This window comes from Corynebacterium sp. KPL4072 (assembly GCF_037908395.1).
Lineage (GTDB): Bacteria > Actinomycetota > Actinomycetes > Mycobacteriales > Mycobacteriaceae > Corynebacterium > Corynebacterium kefirresidentii.
In genome coordinates, this window is the sequence record NZ_JBBMGE010000001.1 from 103,052 (window position 1) to 120,984 (window position 17,933).

Sequence of the window (17,933 nt, forward strand, 5' to 3'; positions counted from 1 at the left end):
TTTACTCCTCAGAATCGTCGATATCGAATGCTTCCGGCGGCGGGCAGCTGCAGACCAAGTTGCGATCACCATAGGCCTCGTCGATGCGGCGCACCGGCGGGAAGTACTTGTAGCTGTGGCGCAGGGATTTCACTGGCCAAGCGGCCTTTTCTCGGCTGAAGACAAAGTCCCACGTATCGGCGCTAACGGACTCCGCGGTAAACGGAGCATGGTGGATGACGGAGCCTTCGTAGGACACCTGGCCGTCGATGATTTCCTGGATCTCGGCGCGGATGGTGCGCATTGCCTCGATGAAACGATCCAGCTCGCCCAAGTCCTCGGACTCGGTGGGCTCCACCATGAGGGTGCCGGCCACCGGGAAAGCCAGGGTCGGGGCGTGGAAGCCAAAGTCTACGAGGCGCTTGGCGACGTCCGCGGCGGTGACCCCAGAGGCGTCGGTAAGCGCGCGCAGATCCAGGATGCATTCATGGGCCACTAAGCCAGCATTGCCGGTGTAGAGCACAGGGAAGGAATCTTCCAGGGACTTGGCCAGGTAATTTGCGCCCAAAATTGCGTGGGCGGAGGCTTGAGCAAGTCCCTGCGCGCCGCTCATAGCTAGGTATGCCCAGGAAATCGGCAGCACACCGGCCGAGCCATACTTGGTACTGGTAATAGGCACGCCTTGCCCAACCGGGGTAGCAGTGGTTGCATCCAGCTGCGGATCCGCGGCATTGGTGGGCAGGAACGGGATAAGGTGCTCGGCCACTGCTACTGGACCCACGCCTGGGCCGCCACCGCCATGCGGAATGGTAAAGGTCTTGTGCAGGTTGAGGTGGGACACATCGCCGCCGAACTGCCCTGGGCGGGCCCAACCGGTCAGCGCGTTCATATTCGCACCGTCAATGTAGACCTGGCCGCCCACCGCGTGGACCTTATCGCAAACATCGCGAACCTCTGGGTCAAAGACCCCGTGGGTGGACGGGTAAGTCACCATGATGCCGGCGATGTGGTTGCCATGCTTGGCAATCTTTTCATCCAAATCCGCCAGATCAATAGAGCCGTCGTCCGCGGTCTTTACCACCACAACGCGCAGGTTAGCCAGCGTAGCCGAGGCCGCATTCGTGCCGTGTGCGGAAGCCGGGATGAGTACTACATCGCGCTCGTTATCGCCATTGGCTACGTGGTAGCGGCGGATGGCCAAAAGGCCGGCCAGCTCGCCCTGGGATCCGGCGTTGGGCTGGATGGAGACCTTGGCATAGCCGGTGATCTCGGCCAACCAACCTTCAATCTCCTCGACCAGTGCGCGCCAGCCGGCGGTTGTCTCTTCCGGGGCGTAGGGGTGGATGCCAGCAAATTCCGGCCAGGAAATCGGCTCCATGGCGGCGGTGGGGTTGAGCTTCATGGTGCAAGAACCCAGCGGGATCATGGTGCGGTCAAGCGCCAAGTCCTTATCAGCCAGCTTGCGCAAGTAGCGCAACATCTGGGTTTCGGAGTGGATGCGGTTGAAGACCTCGTGCTGGAGCGGTTCCTGGCTGCGCTGCAGGCTCTTAGGCAGGTCGAAGTCAGCCTCAGTCGCCTCGGCACCGAAGGCTTGGGCTAGCTTGGCGACGTCCTCCTTAGTCGCCGACTCACCGAAGGACACCGATACCTTGTCCTCACCGATCGCGCGCACGAGGTATCCCTCCTTCTGGAGGTTTTCCTTGATGCTGGTGGCATCCACGCCGGCGACGGTGACTGTATCGAAGAAGTCTTCAGATACCAGCTGCTTTCCGGCATCCTTGACGGATTGGGCGAAGCTGGAGGCAAGCCCATGCACGCGCTGTGCGATAGCCTTGAGGCCTTGCGGACCGTGGTAGACGGCGTACATGGAGGCGACATTAGCTAGCAACGCCTGCGCAGTACAGATATTAGAGGTGGCGCGCTCGCGGCGAATGTGCTGCTCGCGAGTCTGCAGTGCCAAGCGGTAGGCCGGGCGACCATCCGCGTCCTTAGAAACACCGACGATGCGGCCAGGCATCTGCCGCTTGAGTTTTTCTGTAACCGCCATATAAGCAGCGTGCGGGCCACCGAAGAAGAGCGGCACGCCGAAGCGCTGGGAGGAACCGAGTACAATATCGGCGCCCAGTGAGCCAGGGCCTTCCAAGAGAAGCAGGGAAAGCGGGTCGGTGACCACAGCGGCTAGCGCGCCGCGGGTATGCAGCTCTTCGATGAGGGAAGAGGGATCAAAAATGTCGCCCTCGGTGCCGGTGTAGGCAATGACGGCGCCAATGAGGTCCTCGCCTACGAGGCCTTCGCGCAGGTCGACGATTTCCACCTCGAGGTCAATCGCGCGGGCACGCTCCGCGGCGACGGTAAGCACCTGCGGGTGCAGGCGGGAATCGAGCACTACACGGCGGCCCTTCTTTACCGCACGGGACATAAGGCCCACGGCCTCAGCCGCAGCAGAAGCCTCATCCAAGAGAGAGGCATTCGCAATCGGTAGTCCAGTGAGGGATTCAATCATGGTCTGGAAATTCAGCAGCGCTTCCAGACGCCCCTGGGAAATCTCCGGCTGGTACGGCGTATAAGCGGTATACCAACCAGCATCTTCTAGCAGACCGCGGCGGATGACCGCTGGGGTGAGGGTATCTGAAAAGCCCTGACCATAGAAAGGCTTTAGCACAGTGTTCTGGTTGGCGTACTCCCGCAACGTAGCCTGTGCTTCATCCTCCGAGAGTGCCTCAGGAAGCTGAGGCAATTCTGCGGCGCGGATCTTGGAGGGAATGGCGGCATCGACCAGCGCGTCCACGCTGTCGTAGCCTACCTTCGCAAGCATGGTGGCCTGCTCCGTAGAATCCGGCCCTAGGTGGCGGGAGATGAATTCCATGTCAGTGAGACTCCTTAGTGGGGGACAATGGCTATAACCGCCCTAATTATATGTTTAATAATGGGTGAGCCGATCCCCCTTGAGAAACTTTTATGCACCGCATCACTGTCTAGGGTGGCTCCAAAGGCGCTCACCACGGGCTTAGGGGGAACGACCGCGAAAAGCCTCGAATAAAACGGGATGGATGGTTCAGCTAAAGGCGGATCTATCACCCCCACTTGGCACCCCAGACATAGCAAAAGCCTCCCAGCCCCGCAGTGGGGCTGGGAGGCTTTAAGCGGCGATAGAACTTTAGACTTCGAGGTCTGCCTGGAAGTCCGCGGTCTGCAGGCGATCCTTGATGGTGGTGATGAAGCGGCCTGCGTCCGCACCGTCAACCACCTGGTGATCGTAGGTGAATGGCAGGTAGCACATCTGGCGGATGGCGATGGCGTCTTGGCCGTTTTCGTTGACAACCACCGGACGCTTCTCAATGGCTGCGGTACCCAGAATGCCGGCCTGTGGCGGAACCAAGATCGGGGTATCGAGCATGGCGCCCTCGGAACCGATGTTGGTCACGGTGAAGGTAGCACCGGTCAGATCGTTCGGCTTCAGCTTGTTATTGCGGGCCTTATCAGCCAGCTCCGCAATCTGCTGCGCGATCTGCGGCAGGGTCATGTCCTGTGCCTTGTGGATGACCGGGGTGAGCAGACCCTTCGGAGTATCAACAGCGATAGCGATGTTGACGTCCGCGTGGTAGGTCATCTCCTTGGTCTCTGGGTTATAAGACGCATTGACGTTCGGGTGGGAGACTAGGGCCTCAGCGGTAGCCTTCACGATGAATGGCAGGAAGGACAGGTTGGCACCGTGCTTGTCGATGAAAGCCTGCTTGTTCTTCTTGCGCATATCCCAGATGGCAGTCATGTCGACTTCCTGCACGTGGGTAAGCTGTGCGGAAATCTGCAGCGCCTCTACCATCTTGGAAGCGGTGATTTCGCGAATGCGGTTAACCTTCTGGGTGGTGCCGATAAGCTCCTGCTTGGCCGGATCCACAGACTTGGTGGACCAACGAGCGCGTGGGGAGTTATCGGATTGCGCACCGGACTTGGCAGGTGCGTCTCCCTCGCCAGCGGCAGCAAGCACGTCCTGCTTGCGGATACGGCCACCGACGCCGGTGCCCTCAACGTTGTTGAGGTCTACGCCGTGCTTGTCAGCCAGCTTGCGTACCAGTGGGGTGACATAAGGAACGTTGTCGCCGTTGTTGACCTTCGCGGAGGTATTGAGAGAAGAATCCTGCTGGGTTTCCTTCTTGTCCTCTGCCTTTGGCTCCGGCTTCTTATCTTCCTCTGCCTTTGGCTCTTCCTTCTTTTCCTCTTCCTTCTTTTCTTCGGCCTGTGGTTCTGGCTTGGAGTCGGAGGAGGATGCGGTGGCGTTTTCGTCGCCGATGCGGGCGATGACTGCGCCTACCTCGATGGTGTCATCTTCGTCGGCGAGGATTTCTACCAGGGTGCCTGCTACTGGGGATGGAATTTCGGTGTCGACCTTGTCGGTGGAGACCTCGAGCAGTGGCTCGTCTACTTCGACGGTGTCGCCGACGGACTTGAGCCACTGGGTGATGGTGCCTTCGGTGACGGACTCGCCAAGTTCTGGCATTTCCACGTCGGATGCGTCGCCGGAGCCGCCGTTAGAAGAGTCAGCCTTTGGCTCTACCTGAGCTTCTTCTGCTTCTTCCTCGTCCTTGTCAGCGGAGGAGTCGTTGGATGCGGAGCCTGCCTCATCCTCGTCACCGATGATGGCAATGACCTCGCCAACCTCGATGGTGTCATCCTCGTCAGCCTTAATTTCAATAATGGTGCCGGCTACGGGGGAGGGGATTTCGGTATCGACCTTGTCGGTGGAGACCTCGAGCAAAGGCTCGTCTACTTCGACGGTGTCGCCGACGGACTTGAGCCACTGCGTGATGGTGCCTTCGGTTACGGATTCGCCCAGCTCGGGCATCTCAACGGAGTTCGCCATGAGTTATAAGACTCCTCGAAAGTTGGAAGTGTTCTATCGCTACCCGACAATCTTACAGCGTGATGCTCACCCTCGTGCAGATGTGGGGTTAGTAACTACCCTCCTTCCGGGTAAGCTAGGGAATTATGTTCAACCCCTTCCGCCGCAACAAGTCCAGATCGTCACTGCGACCTCCCCGCGGACCGGGGGAGACCATCCGCCCAGAAGACGCGCAGGATTTGCAACAGTGGGCCGCCGGAAGAATGTATGTAGAGGCCTTTGTGGAGCCGGAAACAGTGGTCAACGAGATGTCGGTTGTCGTTGTCGATGAAAACGGCGAGTTCATCCGCCGTCGCATCGGCGGGCCAAAGGGTATCGACGCGGTGGCCGCATTATTGAGCTGCGATATTTATGACGTGGAAGAAACCGGCTACCCGCAGCGCATGCGTGAACGCCTGGAGCGAAACCGCATTCTGCGTAAAAGGGAAGAACAAAGAAAACGCCGCGCCCGGTTCGAGCGCGGCGAGAACCCCGATACGGGGACTGAATTAAGCTAGATCGCTCTCTTCACGTAGGTAGACCTGGGAGCCGCGGCGGCGGAATTCGGCAGACTTTTCTTGCATGCCTTTCTCCGGTGCAGTGCCGTCGACGGCCTCGCGGACTTGCTCACCTAGCGTTGGCATGCCTAGCTCGGCCATCTGCCCGCCAAACATATCCCGAATGTCTTGGCTGATGCGCATAGAGCAAAACTTGGGGCCACACATGGAACAAAAGTGGGCGGTCTTTGCTGGCTCGGCAGGCAAGGTTTCGTCATGGTAAGCCTGCGCGGTTTCCGGATCGAGGGAAAGCGCAAACTGATCATTCCAGCGGAATTCAAAGCGGGCCTTGCTCATCGCGTCATCCCAGGCACGGGCGCCAGGGTGACCTTTGGCCACGTCCGCGGAGTGCGCGGCAATCTTATAGGTAATGACACCAGTTTTTACGTCATCTCGGTTGGGTAGGCCCAAGTGCTCTTTCGGGGTCACGTAGCACAGCATCGCCGTGCCACCCATAGCGATATGGGCGGCGCCGATGGCAGAAGTGATGTGGTCATAGCCGGGAGCGATATCGGTAACTAGCGGGCCGAGAGTATAAAAGGGCGCGTCAGAGGCCCAATCTTGCTCGAGCTCGTTATTTTCTTGAATCATGTTGAGCGGGACATGGCCAGGGCCTTCCACCATGACTTGGACGTCATACTCCCAAGCCCGGCGGGTAAGTTCGCCAATCGTCTTAAGCTCAGCGAACTGGGCTGCGTCGTTCGCATCGGCTAGGCTGCCGGGCCGCAGGCCGTCGCCAAGCGAAAATGCAACATCGTATTGCGCAAAAATCTCGCATAACTCATCAAAGTGCTCGTAAAGGAAAGATTCTTTGTGGTGGGCCAAGCACCAGCCCGCCATAATCGAGCCGCCGCGGCTTACAATGCCAGTCACGCGATTGCTAGCTAAAGGCACATAGGCCAAAAGCACACCAGCGTGAATCGTCATATAGTCCACGCCCTGCTCGCATTGCTCGATGACGGTATCACGGAAGATTTCCCACGAGAGGTCCTCCGCTACGCCATTGACCTTTTCCAATGCTTGGTAAATCGGGACGGTGCCGATGGGAACCGGGGAGTTGCGCAAGATCCACTCACGGGTGGTGTGGATATCGTCACCCGTAGACAGGTCCATGACGGTATCCGCACCCCATTGGGTAGCCCAGCGCAGTTTGGATACTTCCTCATCGATGGAGGAGGATACTGCTGAGTTGCCGATATTGGCGTTAATCTTGGTAAGAAATTTGCGGCCAATGATCATGGGCTCGGACTCGGGGTGGTTGACATTATTGGGAATAATCGCGCGGCCGCGAGCGACCTCCTGACGTACGAATTCCGCATCGCAATGCTCGCGCAGAGCTACAAATTCCATTTCTCGGGTAATGATGCCCTGGCGGGCATAATGCATCTGCGTAACGCGTTGGCCTGCCTTCGCCTTAAGTGGCAGGCGCTTAGAGCCCTTCCATTCTTGGGAGGCAGCACCGCGGCGCTGTGCGGCGCGGCCGTCATCAGCGAGCTCTCGGTTGCGGCCTTGGTATTCTTCGGTATCCGCGCGTTTTTGAATCCACTCGGTGCGTAATGCCGGAAGCCCCTGCTCCGGTGCGCATTCGGGACCACGCGTGCGGTAAACGCGGAAGGGCTCGTTAGGGGCATGAGGGGAATCGTCCAAGTGGATTTCGGTCTCTGGGACCTCTAAGCCGTTGTGTCGAATGGGGGAATAGGAATGCTTGGGGTGGTTTTCTGGGGCAGCCGTCATGGCAGGCTCTCCTCTCTTCCTTCGTAGGTATTAACCAAACAGGTTCGAACGGTAGATACGCAGCTGTAGCGCACTCTCAGCCCGTGCTCGGGCACCCGTGGGGACGCAGATCACCGTATAACAAACGCTTCACCCAGCGCAGGGTTTTCCGCATGTGGTCTAGGCCTAGCGATGCGTGGTGGGAGGGTGAAGGAATGTGGTTGCTAGGTCAACAGGAAACTTTCAGGATCTTTCCACCCGTATCCAATATCGGTAACCCATACTGAATTTATGCGTTTGAGAGAGCGCATGCGAGAGAGATAGAGAGAACCCCTCATGTTTCCAGAGGGCGGCTGTTTTAGCCGATACATGGAAACACCTTGTAGAGAGACGCCTGCGGCCCTCGGACCACTTTCGGTTCGAGGGCCGCAGGCGTTTTCTTTTGCCTAGCAGATCGTGGCGCCGGCAGCGGCTAACTCTTGCAACGCCACCTCACCGCGAGATTCATTTACCGGGGAGCAATAGTCACGCAGAACGCGGACGGTGAACCCCTCCTGTAGGGCATCAGTAGCGGTGGCACGAACACAATGATCGGTGGCAATGCCCACGATGTCTACGGCATCGATGTGGTGCTCGCGCAACCAGTCAGCAAGCAGGGTGCCGTTAGCAGCACCCTCAAATCCGGAATAGGCGGCGGTGTATTCGCCCTTGCGGAAGTAGGCTTGGGCCGGCCCGATAGCCTCATGCATGGCCGCTCCGTGGGATTCGGCTACACAGTGCACGGGCCAGGAATCAACAAAATCCGGGCTCTGGGAAAAGTGAGAGCCCGGATCTATATGCCAATCCTGCGTGGCTACGACGGTGTCATAATCCTGTTGCAGGGTAGCGATCTTGGCAGCGACTTCATTGCCTCGTTCGGTGCCTAAGGCACCGCCGGGGCAAAAGTCATATTGAACGTCAACGATAATCAGAGCAGGCTTCATGCCTTTAGGAGTTTAATCGCATAAAGCCTGCTGTGGTGCTACTTTAATTCAGCAATTTCGCGCAGGGCTGCTACCACCGTGCGGGTGGGCACGCCGGTGCCCATCTTTGGGGTGTATCCATAAGCGCCAGTGGTGTTGAAGGAAGGGCCGGCCACATCGATATGGGCCCATTCGATTCCTTCACCCACAAAGTGTTGGAGGTAGGTGCCGGCATATTCCATGCCGCCCTCACGCTTAGCGTTGATATTACGGATATCGGCGCTGGCGGATTTTACCGATTCCTCGTGTTCCTCCAGTAGCGGCATGGCCCAAGCCTTCTCGCCCACCTCGCGGCCGATTTCGGCCATGCGGTCACGGAATTCCTCGGAACCCATAACGCCGGCGGTCCGCTCACCTAGAGCAACCATCTGGGCGCCGGTGAGAGTAGCCGTTTCAATGAGGTAGTCAGGGTTGTCCTCGCTGGCGCGCGCAATGGCATCAGCAAGCACGAGGCGACCTTCCGCATCGGTGTTGAGCACCTCGGAGGTAATGCCGCCGTAGTGGGTGATGACGTCACCTGGGCGGGTGGCATCGCTGCCTGGCATGTTTTCTGCCAGTGGCAGGGTAGCGGTGATACCCACCTTGAGGTTCAGCTTTGCCGCAGCGATGATGGCAGCGGCCATTGCGGCGGAACCGCCCATATCGGAAATCATGTCCCACATCTTGGCGCCTGGCTTCAAGGAAATGCCGCCGGTATCAAAGGTAATGCCCTTGCCCACCAGCGCGACGTGGCGCTTGGCCTTCTTCGGGCGCCAGCTCAAGCGGACCAAACGCGGCGGACGTGCAGAGCCACGGCCGACCGCCAGGATGCCGCCAAAGCCCTGCTTTTCTAGGGCCTTTTCATCCAAGACCTCTACCTCAAGGCCCGCCTCTGCTGCTTGGGCGGAAAGGAAAGCGGCGTAGCTTTCTGGGTAGAGCAGGTTGGATGGAGTATTGACCAGATCGCGGGCGAGAAGAACGGATTCAGCGGTAATCTTCGCGTTTTCAAATTCCTCTTGGGCTGACTTCTCGGCCACTACGGTAAAGGTGGTGGGCACCGTAGATGGCTCGCTGCGTAGGCCGGAGTACTTATAGCCGCCGAGGATGAGGCCTTCTACCACTGGGGCGATGCCAAAATCGCCCAGAGAGGTAGCTACCTGTTCAATCTTGGTAATGGAGCGGGCGGCCTGGCCTGCAGCGCGGCGCAGCGTTTCATCGTCTACTTCTTCTGCTTCGCCCAATCCCACGGCGATGATGGAGGCTACGCCAGCCTTAGCTGGAGCCGGTACTCGCGTGACCTCGCCGGCGGTGCCGGAAGCCCCTACGGCCACCAGTGCTTCGTAGGTGGAGCGCAGTGCGGCAGCCCTTAGCAACTCGGTGCCCGGCAGTTCTAGCCCGCCTTCGCCCTCGAACGCAGCAATTAGTAGTGCGTCCGCCTTCTTTGGAACCTTCTTCCCCAGCTTTAGCTTGGGAAAGTGACCGCGTGCGGGCAATTCGTTTTGTGCCATAGTGTCCTCCTTTATAAAAAGGCTTATCAATCTTCCCTCTACTGTACCGCGCAGCGGTGAACTTATTCCTGCCTCGCTATAGATAAAGGGGTAGATTGTGGGCATGCTTGATTACACGATTACTCGGACCGATAATCCCACGTCTGCGGAGGAATTGAGCGAAATCCTCGCCAACCCCGGCTTTGGCAAGCACTTTACGGACCACATGGTCACCATTGATTGGACCGAAGAAAAGGGCTGGCACAATGCTCAGGTAAGACCGTACGGGCCGATGACAATGGAACCGGCAAGCAACGTATTCCACTACGGGCAGGCAATCTTTGAAGGCATCAAGGCCTATCGTCAGCCCGATGATTCCATTGCCACCTTCCGTCCAGACCATAATGCCCAGCGGTTTATCAACTCTGCTGAACGCTTGGCTATGCCGGAGCTGCCGCAGGAGGAGTTTATTGAGTCTTTGCGCCAATTGGTGGAAGTAGATAAGAACTGGGTACCGGAAGCCGGTGGAGAAGCGGCGTTGTATCTGCGTCCCTTTATGATCTCCACCGAGGTTTCCTTGGGGGTTCACCCGGCCAAGTCCTACCGCTACGTGCTTATAGCCTCCCCAGCGGGTTCCTACTTCAGTGGTGGCATCAAACCGGTATCCGTCTGGCTGTCCACCGACTACGTGCGCGCAGCGCCCGGCGGCACCGGCGCGGCCAAGTTTGCGGGCAACTATGCGGGCTCGCTATTGGCCCAAGCTCAGGCGGATGAAAAGGGCTGTGACCAGGTGGTCTGGTTGGACGCTATTGAACGCCGCTACATCGAAGAAATGGGCGGAATGAACCTCATGTTTGTCTATGGCTCCGGCGAGAATGTGGAGATTGTTACGCCAGAACTATCCGGTTCCTTGTTGCCGGGCATCACGCGCGAATCTCTTCTGCAAGTTGCCCAAGACCTGGGCTACAAGGTCACCGAACGCCGCATTACGGCCGAGGAATGGCAGCGCGATGCAGAATCCGGCGCAATGTCGGAGGCCTTTGCCTGCGGTACTGCCGCGGTTATCACCCCGGTGGGCCACGTGCTGGGCGATTCCGCCGATTTCCAGGTCAATGGCAATGAAGCAGGCGAGATCACCATGACCTTGCGCGAGCGCCTAACCGGAATTCAGCGCGGTGCCGTGGAAGATACCCATGGCTGGCTGCATACCCTAGTGAAATAGGCGGCGGCTTAGACGTCTGCGGCGATCTCGACTCCGGTAAGTAGCATCGGCAGCGCCGCTAGGGCGCCGAGCGCGGGCTCCGGCTCCATTGCCAGTTGCTGCAGTGGCTGGAGGCCCAGTTTTCTTAGCGCCAACTCATGGGCAGGGGCGGTGGATAGGGTAGTGGCGAAGAGCCACTCTTTCACCCCAGGGTTGTCGCGCTCGGCAAGGAGCGCCGCGGTTGCGGTCAAGGGGGCATCGATAAGCAGGGGCGTGCGACGCTCCGCGGCTCGGCTAATGAGCCCCACCGCAGCGGCCAGCACCGCAGACTGGCAGGAGGCTACGAGCTCCATGCCCTCGAGGTTGCGGGCCCGGAACATGGCATCCCGAATGGCGGAGACCTCTCGCTTCCAGTCTTCCACGCTGGGCTGCTTGCCGACGATCACTACCGGCTCCGTCTGCGTCATCGTCGCCATGACCACGGCGGGGACGCGGGCGCTTTCCACGCCGCCGGGAATCAGTAGGTCCGCACCGGCATTAATTTCCGCATCTGCGGTAGCGGCTCCCAAGTCATATGCCTGGGATAGATCCGTCACCGTGACTACATTCAGTCCGGCCCCGGCCCGACGCGCAGCGGTCTCGGGAGCCGGTAGCTGGGGCTCCTGCTCAGCAAAGACGATGGCTCGTATACGCTGCGGCTCCTGAGCGGGGGCGCTGCCTTGGCAGGCGGCTAGCCATTGGGCGGCTTCGGTCAGGCGCCCATAAGGCGCGAGCTGTGCGTCGTGTGCGGTACGTGCCTGAGAATCGGGCTGCGGAATGGCCATGAGCACATCTCCCTAAACGTCAGCACCGAGCTCCACGCGGGGGCGCGGAATGCGCCACTTGCGCGGCTGGCTGGCGCGGGAATATGCATAAAAGCCCAGGCTAAAGCCGGCTTCAGTGGTGCCAGGGAACTTGGTACGCACGGCATTATTGCAGCGGCGGGCCAAGATGATGCCCTCGATGGCAAAGATAATGAGGATAACCATCGCCACCGCGTTAATGACCGTCGCGATGCTTGGTACCGCGTAAGTCAAGAACACGACCACGATGAGAACTAGGGCCATTGGCATAACCCAATTGCTCAAGCTGCGGCGCGCATCTACCCAATCGCGCACATAGGCGCGTTCTGCGCCCTGATCGCGAGCGGGAAGGAAACGCGGATCACCGTCAGCCATGCGGGCCTGCTGCTCACGGTTGGCCTGCTGGCGCTCTTGGCGCTCCTTTTTCTTATATTCCTTCCACTCGTCCTTGCTCATGGACTTCTTCATGTCCTTGCGGTGCTGGTAACGCTGTGCTTCGGACATGCCATGGGGATCGCGCTTTACGCCGCGCGCGATCTCTTGTTCGGAGCGCTTTGGCGTAGGACGACCCTTCGGTGGGGTATAGCCCTTGCGCTGGGGCTCTTTCTGAATTTCTTCCTGCGCCTTGTCCTGCGCAGGAGCGGGCTCAGTGGAGGTCTTGTCATCTTTTTGCCACGGGAGTTTCACGCTCCTCACACTACAAGGTTTAGGCGCGAATAGGGGAATAGGCCCGGCGCAGTAGATGTTGTAGCAGTGGGCTACCTTTTCCCAGCTGAAAGAAGCGGGTAGGGTAGTGGCAACGAAACCAATACTTATTGAGGAGAAGTGATGACCGCTCCAGCTTCCGCAACCGGCGTCATTCTGACTGAAGCAGCAGCCGCTAAGGCAAAGGCGCTGCTTGATCAGGAAGGCCGCGACGATCTCTCCCTGCGCATTGCCGTTCAGCCTGGTGGCTGCGCTGGCCTGCGCTACCAGCTTTACTTTGATGATCGCACCTTGGATGGTGACAAGGTCGACCAGGTAGGCGGCGTAAACCTCGTCGTGGACAAGATGTCCGTTCCTTACCTGACCGGTGCCAAGATTGACTTCGCTGACACCATCGAGTCCCAGGGTTTTACCATCGATAACCCGAATGCCACCGGTTCTTGCGCCTGTGGCGATTCCTTCAACTAAAAAGAAGGACAGCAAAGAGGGTGGGTGCCGATGGCACCCACCCTCTTGTGTATGTGTGGAAGGCTCTTAGAGCTTGACTGGATAGTCGCGCTGCTCGATCTGCGGATCGATGCGCTTTTCCACAAAGATGCCTTGCCAAATCATAAAGGACAGTACGGTCCACAAACGGCGGGAGTGGTCGGAGACGCCGTCGCGATGCTCCTTGAGCATCTCGAGAACTTCCTTCTTATTGAAGATGTCCTCGGTCTGGGATTCGTTGATGGTGTCTTGGGCCCAGCCGTAGAGCTCGTCGCCGGCCAACCAGTGGCGCATCGGCACGGGGAAGCCCAGCTTCTTGCGGTGCAGAACGTGGGCCGGAACGATCTGCTCCATTGCCTTGCGCAGTGCGTACTTGGTGGTGCCGTGGGAAATCTTCAGGCCATAAGGGATGGACTCGGCCACCTTGAAGACTTCCTTGTCCAAGAAGGGCACGCGAAGCTCAAGCGAGTTGGCCATATTGATCTTATCGGCCTTGACCAAGATGTCACCGCGCATCCAGGTAAAGAGGTCTAGGTGCTGCATGCGTGCGACCGGGTCAAAGCCCTCAGACTGCGCGTAGATGGGCGCAGTTACCTCGCGGTGGTCCCATTCGCGCTTCGCCCACGGAATAACCCGCTGCATCTGCTCAAAATTGAAGGAACGAGCGTTGCCATAGTAGCGCTCTTCCATGGTCATCGAGCCACGGTTGAGCAAAGACTTGCCCTTCATACCTTCTGGCAGCACCTGGGAGAGCTTGCCCAACCCGCGGCGCAGTGGGGAAGGGATCTTCTCAAAGGGCGCGAGGGACAGTGGCTCCTTATAGATGGTGTAACCGCCAAAGAGTTCGTCCGCGCCCTCACCGGAAAGAACAACCTTGACGTGCTTGCGGGCTTCTTGGGCCACGAAATAGAGCGGAACCAGCGAAGGGTCAGCTACCGGATTGTCCAGATACCACATGATCTTCGGGATGGACTCGGCATACTCCTCCGGGGAGACAATCTTGACGATGTGCTCTACGCCAATAGCTTCCGCGGACTCTGCCGCGACATCGACCTCAGAGTAGCCCTCGCGCTCGAAGCCGGTGGTGAAAGTCAGCAGATCAGGGTTGTGGCGCTTAGCCAGGGTGGCAATAGCTGTGGAGTCAATGCCGCCCGACAAGAAGGAGCCTACGGTGACGTCGGCGCGCATGTGCTTAGCTACGGAATCCTCCAGCGCCTCCGCAATCCGGTTAAAGAGTTGCTGCTCTTCACCTTGCTTTACCTGTTGAACAGGGAAGCGGGGCTTGAAGTAGCGCTCGGAGACAACCTCTTCGCCTGGACGAAGGGTAACGGTGCAGCCGGATTCCACGCGGCGGATATTCGCGTGGAGGGACTCCGGCTCCGGGACGTATTGCAGGTCGACGTAATGCTCAATGGCGCGGCGGTCAAGGTTGAGCTCTAGACCGATCTCGTCTGCCATTTCCAGAATGCACTTCATCTCGGAGGCAAAGACAGTGCCAGCGTCGGTGGTGGCGTAGTACAGCGGCTTGATGCCGAATTGGTCGCGGGCAGCAAACATCGTCTTAGTGTGGGTGTCCCAGATGACGATGCCGAACATGCCGCGCAGGTGGTTGACCACGTCCTTGCCCCAGTGGTGGTAGCCCACCACGATAGGCTCACCATCGCCTTCGGTATGGAAGGTATAGCCGAGGCCCTTGAGCTCTTCCCGTAGTTCTACGTAGTTGTAGATTTCGCCGTTGAAGGTCATGGCGTAGCGGTCGGGCTGATCCTCCGGGCCCCAGCGAAGGGGCTGGTGGGAGTGTTCTAGGTCAATGATGGACAGGCGATTGAAGCCAAAGGCAGCATCGCCGTCGTGCCAGGTGCCTGCCGCATCTGGGCCGCGGTGGCGCATGCAAGGCAGGGAACGTTCTAGCGCGTCAACGTACTTATCTACGTCGCCCGTGGTGGCGAGCATGCCAAGAAGTCCGCACATGTAAAGATTGCTCCTTAATATAAGCGTCTATTGCTAGTCACCCACTTTACGGCTCGAGAGGTGCAAACTAGAACACGCCACGGCTTAAGGAAAGCTGTTGGCTGCCTTGGAAATAGCTTCCCCGATAGGGTGCGAACTTTCGGTTGATGTATCCCCGGGTAAGCTGTGAATTGACACACATGGCCGTGTTGGAACCTTAGGGTCCGGTTGGAACATTGTGCAGGTGGGGCGGTAACCTACAAGAAGGAGAATATGAAATGAGTGCACTAGGTGCCCTTTTATGCCTTTAAATAGGCTGGGAATCTGGCAATTTTCCTCTATTCTGATTGGGTAAGAGTGCTCTGTGAGTATTCGAGAAGTTTTGTGTGGACAGAAAGGCAGAACACACGTGGGACAGCGTAATAAGCGCACCTTTGCCCGCAAGGCGGGCGTAGCTGGCGCACTTGCCCTGGGTGGACTCGCTCTGGCAGGTTGTGACGTTCAGGCGCCAACTGCTGTAGAGAACCTCCTAGGATTCGGTTGGCCAAAGGGTATTACCCCTGAGGCAGAGGCCATGTACAACTTCTGGATTTGGGTCTGGGTTGCTGCATGGATCGTTGGTTTTATTATGTGGGGCCTATTCCTCACCGCTATCTTCCGCTGGAGCGCGAAGAAGGCGAAGAAGGATGGCAAGGGCGAGTTCCCGCGCCAGATTCAGTACAACGTACCGCTTGAGATGGTTCTGACCATCGTTCCGATCCTCATTATTATGGGCCTGTTCTTCTTTACCGTTCAGACCCAGCAGAAAGTTACCGCCTTGGATAAGGATCCGAAGGTCGTCGTCGACGTCACCGCTTTCCAGTGGAACTGGAAGTTCGGTTACGCGGAGAACCACGTTAACGGTGAGAACTATGACGGTGCTGATAAGGAACGTCAGGCCGAGGCAGAAAAGTCTGCTCACGACCCAGAGGGTATCGATAACCCGAACCCAATCCACGGCAAGTCCATGGGCGACCTTTCCTACCTGAACTACAACAAGATTGAGACCGTCGGTACTACCGAAGAGGTTCCGGTTCTGGTTCTTCCTTCCGATACCGCGATTGAATTCCGTCTCGCTTCTGGCGACGTATCCCACGCATTCTGGGTACCGGAGTTCCTATTTAAGCGCGACGTCTACGCACACCCAGAGGCAAACGCTCAGGAGCGTAGCTTCCAGGTGGAAAAGATTGAGAAGCAGGGCGCATTCGTTGGTCGCTGTGCCGAGATGTGCGGTACCTACCACTCGATGATGAACTTCGAAATTCGCGTTGTATCCCCAGAGGACTTCAACAAGTACATGAAGTTCCGCGAGAACAATCCGGAAGCTACCAACGCCGAGGCTCTCAAGGAAATCGGTCAGGACCCATACGCGGTTACCACCCACCCGTTCTCCGGCGAGCGTGATACCGCTAATGGTGACAACTTCGTCAACACGGCGGCATAAGAGATAAGGACACAACACAATGCGTGCAACATCGAAAGTCTTTTACTCAATCGCGACCTACCTTCTTGTCTCGCTGATTGTCTACATCTTCGGCGTTACCTTCGTTAAGGACGACGGCTACCTGTATGGTGCCGAGTGGGTTGGCATCGTGGGTATGTTCCTTGCCTTCCTGCTGTGCATGATGCTCGGTGCTTACCTGCACTTCACCGATAACCGCAGCGACGTCCTGCCAGAGGATTGGGAAGAGGCAGAGACCGAGGACGCGGCTGGCATCCTAGGCTTCTTCTCTCCAGGCTCCATCTGGCCGCTGGCTATGACCGGTGCTATCGCCCTCCTTGGCCTGGGTATCATCTTCCTCTACTTCTGGTTGATCGCTCTCGGCGCTGTCTGCCTCATCGCGGCATGCACCGGTCTTTCCCTGCAGTACGGTCTGCCAAAGGAAAAGCACTAGTTCTTCACTCTGAAGAAATCCCCGCCTAAAACTTCTCCGCCCTCCTAGCTTTGGAAGCTAGGAGGGCTTTGGCGATCGGTAGTCGGATGTTCCGCGAAAAAGTTCCCTAGATTCCAAAAAACTTTTCTGTGGTGGGGTAGTGGCTGGATATCTAGCAAGACTGCTACCTGACTGTCTACGTCATTCGGGCACGTAGAGGCGACTTTTCGCGGGGGTCGACCGAAAGTTGTAGACCTGCGGGTTTGGGGTAATGAGTGGGTGTGATTTATCTCTCCAGAAAGTATCAATCTCGCGTACTTGTTAATGCATCTACAGGTCAGAATTACTGAGGTGGGGGCGCTCGGGATTTTCTAAGCGTGGGGCGTCGTGTGTTGTCACCTGCATCGATGGGGCGTCGTAAAGCAGAGGAAAAAGTTCCCGGCGGAAAAAATAAAAATATCGCAGGGAACTGGCTGAACGTCTGCTGGCTAAAGCATCAAAAATGAATAGTGATAACGGGGGGAATCGAGGTGACTTTGCCGCCCAGAACAGCCATAATGGCCTCTGTGACGAGCGTAGTTTCTAACCAAGGTATGACAGCACCACGTGCTGCCTCACTGAACCGACCAAATATGGTCAGTGTGGGCACCATCGTGTTCCTGTCTCAGGAATTGATGTTCTTTGCCGGACTGTTCGCGATGTGGTTCACCTCGCGAGCAAACGGTCAAGAAGGCGACTGGGCGGAGCACACCGCCCATATCAACCTGCCCATGGGTTTCCTCATTACGGCAGTGCTGATTACTTCTTCTGTGACCTCTCAGTTCGGCGTGTTTGCCGCAGAAAGGGGTGACGTTTACAAGCTTCGACTCTGGTACACCGTGACGCTGGTACTGGGCGTTGTGTTCCTGTGCATCATGGCATTCGAGTGGACCGAGTTGATTCACGCAGGTGTGACTGTGCAGTCCAGCGTCTTCGGTTCGGTGTTCTACATCATCACCGGCTTCCACGCTGCGCACGTGACCGCAGGTCTGATTTCTTTTGCAATCATCCTGGCGCGCGTTGCTAAGTCCAAGTTCACGCCGGCGCAGGCGACCGCCGCAATGGCAGTGTCTTACTACTGGCACTTCGTTGACGTTGTGTGGATCGGCGTCTTCACCGTTATTTACTTGGTCCAGTAGAACTGGCCACTATCCCCAAACAGTCCTCCCGTGTTCGAGTTA

14 protein-coding genes are annotated in these 17,933 nt (G+C 57.9%); 6 read left to right on the forward strand and 8 right to left on the reverse strand.

The window, feature by feature from the left end:
- Window position 1: 1 nt before the first annotated feature.
- Window positions 2-2,845, reverse strand: coding sequence for an aminomethyl-transferring glycine dehydrogenase (gene gcvP, locus WMP97_RS00490; RefSeq protein WP_239207510.1), 2,844 nt, complete (start codon window positions 2,843-2,845; stop codon window positions 2-4).
- Window positions 2,846-3,136: 291 nt separating this feature from the next.
- Window positions 3,137-4,840, reverse strand: coding sequence for a 2-oxoglutarate dehydrogenase, E2 component, dihydrolipoamide succinyltransferase (sucB, locus tag WMP97_RS00495; protein WP_308767020.1), 1,704 nt, complete (start codon window positions 4,838-4,840; stop codon window positions 3,137-3,139).
- Window positions 4,841-4,965: 125 nt separating this feature from the next.
- Here sucB and WMP97_RS00500 point away from each other — a divergent pair, with 125 nt between their 5' ends.
- Window positions 4,966-5,376, forward strand: a complete 411-nt coding sequence (locus WMP97_RS00500) for a hypothetical protein (protein ID WP_023021164.1) — start codon at window positions 4,966-4,968, stop codon at window positions 5,374-5,376.
- Here WMP97_RS00500 and thiC read toward each other — a convergent pair.
- From thiC to WMP97_RS00515, 3 genes are all read right to left on the reverse strand, one after another.
- The gene (thiC, locus tag WMP97_RS00505) at window positions 5,368-7,149 is read right to left on the reverse strand and encodes a phosphomethylpyrimidine synthase ThiC (RefSeq protein ID WP_301731903.1); all 1,782 of its coding nucleotides are present in this window, start codon (window positions 7,147-7,149) and stop codon (window positions 5,368-5,370) included. The two genes, WMP97_RS00500 and thiC, sit on opposite strands and share 9 nt — an antisense overlap.
- A gap of 425 nt (window positions 7,150-7,574) precedes the next feature.
- Window positions 7,575-8,111, reverse strand: a complete 537-nt coding sequence (locus tag WMP97_RS00510) for an isochorismatase family protein (protein WP_023021166.1) — start codon at window positions 8,109-8,111, stop codon at window positions 7,575-7,577.
- A gap of 38 nt (window positions 8,112-8,149) precedes the next feature.
- Window positions 8,150-9,637, reverse strand: coding sequence for a leucyl aminopeptidase (locus WMP97_RS00515; RefSeq protein WP_340439608.1), 1,488 nt, complete (start codon window positions 9,635-9,637; stop codon window positions 8,150-8,152).
- Window positions 9,638-9,740: 103 nt separating this feature from the next.
- Here WMP97_RS00515 and WMP97_RS00520 point away from each other — a divergent pair, with 103 nt between their 5' ends.
- On the forward strand, window positions 9,741-10,838 hold the full coding sequence (locus WMP97_RS00520; protein WP_445293073.1) for a branched-chain amino acid aminotransferase: 1,098 nt from the start codon (window positions 9,741-9,743) through the stop codon (window positions 10,836-10,838).
- A gap of 8 nt (window positions 10,839-10,846) precedes the next feature.
- Here the strand turns inward: WMP97_RS00520 and WMP97_RS00525 are convergent, their stop codons facing one another.
- Both WMP97_RS00525 and WMP97_RS00530 read right to left on the reverse strand, forming a co-directional pair.
- Window positions 10,847-11,641, reverse strand: a complete 795-nt coding sequence (locus WMP97_RS00525) for a nicotinate-nucleotide--dimethylbenzimidazole phosphoribosyltransferase (protein ID WP_340439610.1) — start codon at window positions 11,639-11,641, stop codon at window positions 10,847-10,849.
- 12 nt (window positions 11,642-11,653) lie between these two features.
- The gene (locus tag WMP97_RS00530) at window positions 11,654-12,346 is read right to left on the reverse strand and encodes a DUF3043 domain-containing protein (protein ID WP_200288854.1); all 693 of its coding nucleotides are present in this window, start codon (window positions 12,344-12,346) and stop codon (window positions 11,654-11,656) included.
- Between the two features lie 141 nt (window positions 12,347-12,487).
- Between WMP97_RS00530 and WMP97_RS00535 the strand changes: the two genes are divergently transcribed.
- On the forward strand, window positions 12,488-12,832 hold the full coding sequence (locus WMP97_RS00535) for a HesB/IscA family protein (protein ID WP_005324455.1): 345 nt from the start codon (window positions 12,488-12,490) through the stop codon (window positions 12,830-12,832).
- 66 nt (window positions 12,833-12,898) lie between these two features.
- Here the strand turns inward: WMP97_RS00535 and asnB are convergent, their stop codons facing one another.
- On the reverse strand, window positions 12,899-14,821 hold the full coding sequence (gene asnB / locus WMP97_RS00540; protein WP_340439611.1) for an asparagine synthase (glutamine-hydrolyzing): 1,923 nt from the start codon (window positions 14,819-14,821) through the stop codon (window positions 12,899-12,901).
- Window positions 14,822-15,209: 388 nt separating this feature from the next.
- Here asnB and ctaC point away from each other — a divergent pair, with 388 nt between their 5' ends.
- From ctaC to ctaE, 3 genes are all read left to right on the forward strand, one after another.
- Entirely contained in the window at window positions 15,210-16,283 is a 1,074-nt protein-coding gene (gene ctaC / locus WMP97_RS00545) for an aa3-type cytochrome oxidase subunit II (protein ID WP_049361049.1), read from the forward strand.
- A 19-nt stretch (window positions 16,284-16,302) separates the two neighbouring features.
- Entirely contained in the window at window positions 16,303-16,734 is a 432-nt protein-coding gene (gene ctaF, locus WMP97_RS00550; RefSeq protein WP_049361050.1) for an aa3-type cytochrome oxidase subunit IV, read from the forward strand.
- A 545-nt stretch (window positions 16,735-17,279) separates the two neighbouring features.
- Window positions 17,280-17,891, forward strand: a complete 612-nt coding sequence (gene ctaE, locus WMP97_RS00555) for an aa3-type cytochrome oxidase subunit III (protein WP_432417960.1) — start codon at window positions 17,280-17,282, stop codon at window positions 17,889-17,891.
- Window positions 17,892-17,933: the final 42 nt, after the last annotated feature.

Coding starts and splice junctions, on each gene's coding strand:
- WMP97_RS00515 (WP_340439608.1), bottom strand. CDS start 9,637: ATGGCACAAAACGAATTGCCCGCACGCGGTCACTTTCCCAAGCTAAAG.
- ctaF (WP_049361050.1), top strand. CDS start 16,303: ATGCGTGCAACATCGAAAGTCTTTTACTCAATCGCGACCTACCTTCTT.
- WMP97_RS00525 (WP_340439610.1), bottom strand. CDS start 11,641: ATGGCCATTCCGCAGCCCGATTCTCAGGCACGTACCGCACACGACGCA.
- WMP97_RS00500 (WP_023021164.1), top strand. CDS start 4,966: ATGTTCAACCCCTTCCGCCGCAACAAGTCCAGATCGTCACTGCGACCT.
- thiC (WP_301731903.1), bottom strand. CDS start 7,149: ATGACGGCTGCCCCAGAAAACCACCCCAAGCATTCCTATTCCCCCATT.
- WMP97_RS00535 (WP_005324455.1), top strand. CDS start 12,488: ATGACCGCTCCAGCTTCCGCAACCGGCGTCATTCTGACTGAAGCAGCA.
- WMP97_RS00510 (WP_023021166.1), bottom strand. CDS start 8,111: ATGAAGCCTGCTCTGATTATCGTTGACGTTCAATATGACTTTTGCCCC.
- WMP97_RS00520 (WP_445293073.1), top strand. CDS start 9,741: ATGCTTGATTACACGATTACTCGGACCGATAATCCCACGTCTGCGGAG.
- gcvP (WP_239207510.1), bottom strand. CDS start 2,845: ATGGAATTCATCTCCCGCCACCTAGGGCCGGATTCTACGGAGCAGGCC.
- asnB (WP_340439611.1), bottom strand. CDS start 14,821: ATGTGCGGACTTCTTGGCATGCTCGCCACCACGGGCGACGTAGATAAG.
- sucB (WP_308767020.1), bottom strand. CDS start 4,840: ATGGCGAACTCCGTTGAGATGCCCGAGCTGGGCGAATCCGTAACCGAA.